The organism is Neisseria sp. P0021.S005, assembly GCF_051956955.1.
In genome coordinates, this window is the sequence record NZ_JBQCWY010000772.1 from 1 (window position 1) to 1,370 (window position 1,370).

Here is a 1,370-nt window from a genome sequence, read left to right on the forward strand (position 1 = left end):
ATGATAATTAATGAAATTTATCTCACATAAAATCTATGTTTAAGGATGCATTAAACATGTGTTCTTTAATATTTTCTAGAGCTGTTAGGACTATAAAGCCAACAGCAAGCCGTGGCCCATATGAAACCTAAACTCAATACGTAGGATGTGCGGAACGCACATATGCAGTTCTCAAGGTTTGAGCCAAGAGGCTGTCTGAAACAACAAATACGGTTTCAGACGACCTTTCTTTCAACAAGCCACCACAGCAATCAGACAAAAGCGACCCGCCGCCACACCCATGTCGGCAGCACGGCCGGCAAAACGATTATCCGAAGCGGCGGGGATACCACCCTCAAAGGTGCGCAGCTCATCGGCAAAGGCGTACAGGCAGATACGCGTAACCTGCATATAGAAAGTGTACAAGATAGCGAAACCTATCAGGGCAAACAACAAAACGCCGGTGCCCAAGTGACCGTAGGCTACGGATTCAGTGCAAGCGGCAGTTACAGCCAAAGCAAAATCAACGCCGAACACCGAAGCATCAGCGCACAAAGCGGTATTTCCGCCGGAGAAGACGGCTATCAAATCAAGGTCGGAAACCACACCGACCTCAAAGGCGGCATCATCACGTCTAGCCAAAGCGCAGAAGACAAAGGCAAAAACCGCTTTCAGACGGCCACCCTCACCCATAGCAACATTCAAAACCACAGCCGCTACGAAGGCGAAAGTTTCGGCTTAGGTGCCAGCGTTGCCGTAAGCGGCAAAACGCTGGGGCAGGGCGCACAAAATAAACCTCAAGACAAACACCTGACAAGCGTAGCGGATAAAAACAGCGCAAGTTCATCAGTGGGTTATGGCAGCGACAGCGACAGTCAAAGCAGCATCACGAAAAGCGGCATCAACACCCAAAACATTCAAATCACAGACGAAGCCGCACAAATCCGGCTGACAGGCAAAACAGCGGCACAAACCAAAGCTGAAATTGATACAAACGTAACCACAGACACCGCCGAACGACATTCAGGAAAACGATCAGACCAAATTCATCTGCCAGCAAAAATGGAATGCCGATATATTCTAAAGTAAGTAGAAGAGAAATATTTGATTTGTATGAAAAATATTCAGGTCAGAGGCTTGATTTTAGGAATATTCCGAATAAAGGGCAATTATCTTCTACGACTATTACATCAGGACCTTGGAAAGGAACGACCATCATTTTAAGAAATTTTTCAACTAGCCGAGAACAAACTGGAGCAAAATGGACAATTGAGTTTAGGAATCAACCTGCTTCAGTACGTGGGCAAAGATTAGAGTTAAAATTTAGATAAAGGTTACGTTATGAATGCGAAGATAAAATATAATCTTTTAGAATATTGTGAATATTTAGG

Annotated in this window: 1 protein-coding gene and 1 pseudogene; both read left to right on the forward strand. The window is 45.0% G+C overall.

Features of this window, described 5'->3' with window-relative positions; translation table 11 throughout:
- Positions 1–264: 264 nt before the first annotated feature.
- Positions 265–1,008: pseudogene (locus tag ACTHUE_RS19160) on the forward strand (hemagglutinin repeat-containing protein); the annotation flags it as partial.
- Positions 1,009–1,046: 38 nt separating this feature from the next.
- Positions 1,047–1,310 (forward strand): hypothetical protein, encoded by a 264-nt coding sequence (locus ACTHUE_RS19165; RefSeq protein WP_141743131.1) that lies wholly within the window; start codon positions 1,047–1,049, stop codon positions 1,308–1,310.
- The last annotated feature ends 60 nt before the right edge of the window (positions 1,311–1,370 follow it).